Annotated in this window: 5 protein-coding genes; 1 reads left to right on the top strand and 4 read right to left on the bottom strand. The window is 50.3% G+C overall.

What is annotated here, in order from left to right:
• Window positions 1–379 (bottom strand): hypothetical protein (locus QK293_RS27295; protein ID WP_282383419.1); only part of this gene is annotated, 379 nt, incomplete at its 3' end.
• 373 nt (window positions 380–752) lie between these two features.
• Here QK293_RS27295 and QK293_RS27290 point away from each other — a divergent pair.
• Window positions 753–1,025, top strand: coding sequence for a hypothetical protein (locus tag QK293_RS27290; RefSeq protein ID WP_282383417.1), 273 nt, complete (start codon window positions 753–755; stop codon window positions 1,023–1,025).
• Window positions 1,026–1,211: 186 nt separating this feature from the next.
• On the opposite strand, the gene QK293_RS27285 is transcribed toward QK293_RS27290, so the two are convergent.
• The 3 genes from QK293_RS27285 to QK293_RS27275 all read right to left on the bottom strand — a co-directional run.
• Window positions 1,212–1,550 carry a hypothetical protein gene (locus QK293_RS27285; protein WP_348775357.1) on the bottom strand — a complete coding sequence of 113 codons (339 nt, stop codon included), beginning with the start codon at window positions 1,548–1,550 and terminating at the stop codon, window positions 1,212–1,214.
• Between the two features lie 699 nt (window positions 1,551–2,249).
• Entirely contained in the window at window positions 2,250–2,684 is a 435-nt protein-coding gene (locus tag QK293_RS27280) for a hypothetical protein (protein ID WP_282383415.1), read from the bottom strand.
• Window positions 2,684–4,217 (bottom strand): DUF637 domain-containing protein (locus QK293_RS27275; RefSeq protein ID WP_282383414.1); only part of this gene is annotated, 1,534 nt, incomplete at its 5' end. The genes QK293_RS27275 and QK293_RS27280, both read right to left, overlap by 1 nt.

Below are 4,217 nucleotides of genomic sequence, written 5' to 3'. Positions count from 1 at the left end.
GGCTGCCTTTGACGTCGGCGGACAGGTCGTGGGTGCCGCGCAGGGTGCCGACGTTGACCAGGTCGTTGCCGGCGATCAGGGTCAGGTCGCGGCCCTGGATCAGGCTGCCGCCGCGCACGTTGCGCGATTCGGCCTGCGCCAGATACAGCACCGGCACCAGCACTTTCTGGCCATCGACGATGCGCTCTTCCATCCACACGATGTCGTGGGTCAGGGCCGCGACCTGCTCGGAAGTCAGTCTTACGCCCACGGACAGGTTCAACGCGGTTTTGCTGGTCAGGGCGTTGTCCATCAGATAACGGAATTGCTCGCTATCGTCGTTCAGCCCATTGGCGAGAAAGCGTTGGCCGGTCTGGGCCAGCACCGCATCGCTGATCAAATCCGGGTTGGATTCGATCAGGTACTTGTGTGGTCGGAACTTTTCGACAGACCTTGTACGCGGTTGATCGTAAAGGTCCTACGCCAACCTCGGAATCAGGCACCTTGCACCGCGAGAACGATGAAGCTTATAGTCCGCCCGTCGTCCACATGGCGACCGGGTTTGGCGACCTGACTAACGAGTGCGAGAGCTGTCTGCTTATTTGCAGGCGCCTCCGCATCCGCAAAACTGCTTTTTATGGCAGTTGTGCGCGGGAGACCTTCGGGTCTGCCGGTTACTCGTTTCCGGTTCGCCAACCTGCGTACAGCTGCCACCCCATTTCGTTTGGCGACGATCTGCTGGCAGTCTCAGCAAACTAAACGAGGTTTCAACTATGGATAGATACATGCCCCTCACCGGAATCAACCTGATCCCGGCTTCTCTGCTTATTGATACCCAAGCGCCACTTGACGTCCTGCACGCGATGGCGGATTACCGCATTCGCACCGTCACTCAGGTGCTGGAGAACATCGCCTTTCGTGCCGAGATTGGTTGCGACACGGTGGTGCTTTCAGACTTTTCCAAACTACTGGCCATACCGTTGCGTGATGGTTGTGATTTGATGGATGTGATTGGTCGGCGGTTGCGGGCGCAAGCTGCGGAGTGAATGGAAACGGGCGACCTGTTGGTCGCCCGTTGCATATCGCTCATACAAAAACGTGACAGTCTTGACTCTTCGATTTGTCGTGAGAAAAATCAGAGGGTTCTCAGCAATAGAAAAGGGGACGGATTTATTTTCTGATTAGCCAAAAAAATAAATCCGTCCCCTTTTCACGTCCCCTTTTCTAATATATCAGTCAAACTTCCCTTTGAAGTCATCGACAGTTATACCTTTCTCCTTCAGGAGTGACAGCACGAACGGCTCATCCACCTTCAACAAAAAATCAATAGCATCCGTAATTTTCCAGCGATGCATCGCAGGATTATCAATTATTGAAACAAGATGCTGCTTTATAAGAGGCACGCATTCAAAAAATTGTTCTCGATCAACAAAGTCAAAAACATTGGCTATTTCAAACGGCATGTGACCAGACAGTATTATTATCTTGGACAAGGGAGCATAAATTTGAGCTCTCGCCTCTTGCGCACGACCACTGTCAGCCGAGTTTGAAAAATACCTGATAACGGTCATCAGTACTTGATGATAGGTATCATTATAGCCACGTAACCGGTGAGGGTAGGCACGTCTCCGGCGTCAACGGCATAATCCGCATGATCCGGCACGCCATTCAACAGATCGTAGATTTTACGTTCCATCATCAGCCTCTATTTTCCAACGTGATTAATATATGTGGACGGAACACACCCCTTGATCAGACACTCGCCATCACGCATCGCATTCCCTAAGTCTCTCTCTGCACCTTTTAGCGAGTCTTCGTTTCTCTTGCTTGGATTGTTTGCGTATCTCTCACGAGCCGCATCCAATTTTGATTGCAATTCCGCGGCCACCTGTTGACTCGTCAAAAACTTGGTGTCAAGGAAAAAAGGGGACAGATTTATTTAATCGCCAGACCAACCAATCAATCGCAATAAATAAATCTGTCCCTTTAACGATCGATGAATAGTAATGGGCAGAAAAAATGGGAGCAGACAACGTTTACCCTCTTTTCATTTTCAACAGATGTAGGAGCCTAAAATTCACATGGACTTAATCTCAGCAAAAAAGAATTTTGCGCCACCTCCGTGAGGTGGGGAGGCCGGCCAGATGATTCTCAGATTTATTTTCTGGCCACCGCACAAATCAAAAAATAAATCCGCCCCCTTTTCTGTCCTTCTGGCCGCCGCACGAGTCAAACAAAAAATCCGTCCCTGTGCCTCCGCCCTGTTTAAATCATAGAATATTATCTATTTTTATAATTGCAGATTCATTTACAGACAACACATGAAGGATTTTTTTCATCCCCAATGGCAAATCACAATACTTTCTGCATCTTTTTGGTTTAGCTATCAATTTGTAACCACCATCATCATTGACATCATGGCTAAACAAACCTCTTCTTGCCATATCAACAAATGACCGTAAGTAGCGCTCACGCTGAACACTATCATTAAACACAGGCAGGTTGCTTTCAACAACTTCAACTTCCACACTATCAGTTATAGAGTGGAAGTAATCATAAATCTCCTCATATTCAGAAATTGACTTTCTTACTATGTCAGGAACAAAACCTCGACCTCCCGTCGCAAAATGCGCGAGCAGTCCGCCCTGGTAGGAAGCAAACCAATCTAAATCATTGATTTCTAAAAACTCCTCATCCATTTCCATCACTCAGCTCCAAATATATTAGTGCAGTTCTCACAACGAGGAACCACCTCTCCTGTCCTCGGACGAACCGCTGCAGTAAATTTTATATCGCTAAGTTTTAGACCTGGATTGCTCAAAAGCAGTTCATTAGCAGCCCTAAACTCAGCACAGCGTCCCAGCGTATTACCACACGCGGTTTTAACCCCCAAACCACCCAAGCTAACAGCATACGCCTTTAATTCAGGCGCAATTGTAGTCGGGATTGCTCCGCTCGATGTAGTGACTATTTTCCCCGTCCAAGGATCAACGGCTCCGATAACAGTTGGTGGCTTATACTTGCTACCAAATGATCCAATATACTGTTCTAACTGATGGCTAGCATCATCAAGAAGCTTAGCAATCGCCCCTGTCCCACTTGCAGCTTCGGCATCTGTTAAAGCGCTGGTAGGGTTCAGATTTTTCAGATCGTCTCCAACAGCAGTGACAGTACCCTCAGCCCGCCCAACCGTCTTGACTCCAGCCCCAAGCCCACCTGTCAAAACAATGCCAGCGATCTCTTCGTGATCTCCCAGCATCGTTGCATGCGTAGCATTCAACTCATCCGTGTGGTTACTATCTTGGAAGTCTTGGATAATGGCCCGTTCTTCAGCATTCAAGTCACCGTGTGCGTCGTAGTCCTCCAGCGCCAGCGTTCCTCCTTCAGCTTCAGTCCGCTGGCCGTTGCATTCCGCAAAGCCCTCGCAATCGAACAAGGCATGGCCACTGGTCTTGGAGCTTATTTCGGCGTAGTGATCCTTTACTTTTTGTCGACAAGCGTCCGGGGTTTCACTTCCTCGACATCCTTTCAACTCTTTAACGAGATCGTCAACTCCACGATGATTTAGATAGTTGTAAGTCGTGGCATTCCCCGCAATGCTGGCTCCCTGCTGTAGATCCCCATCTACCGCCGCAGCGGCTAGGAGCCCGGTTAACTGCGACATCATTACGTGCAACTGATCATTGCCATCCGCAAGGCTCACCAGCTGATTCATTAACGCTTCATTCAGCCCTGCCGCCGCAGCGCCAGTCGCGAAATCACCACCAGTCGCCTTAGACAGTAGGCCTCCCATCAAAGCATGAGCGACAACTTTTTCGAGGCTCCCGTCCGGAAACTTGATGGTGTCTCCGATCCAATTGAACCCACTCGCCATGGCGACATTGCCAGCCTCCCCCAACAGCGCCGCACTAAAGTTGTCGCCAAAACTGCCACCCCCGATGGCAGTTGAGATGCCGCTGGAGATCACCGCGCGGCCACCCACCCGTATTGCAATGTCAGTGATGTTGCTGCTGGTGAGAATGCTCGCAGACTTGGTGCCTTCGGAAGCTGCCGCGAACCAGTTTGCGTCGGCGTAATTGAGCATGCCCGCGGTGAACCCGGCAATGGCGGCGCCTTTGAGGCTGTCTGCGCTGAATGTTTCCTTGAACGCCGCGCCAAGATTGCCTTTGTTGCTGATGGTGCTGGTAACGGCTTTGTGGATTGCGACTCTGCACGAACATTCCGTACGGCCCTTGGGG

Origin of the sequence: Pseudomonas sp. AL03 (assembly GCF_029960815.1) — a bacterium.
Taxonomy (GTDB): Bacteria; Pseudomonadota; Gammaproteobacteria; order Pseudomonadales; family Pseudomonadaceae; genus Aquipseudomonas.
Note: the sequence above shows the minus strand (reverse complement) of the source record. Positions and strands in the feature narration are given on the sequence as shown.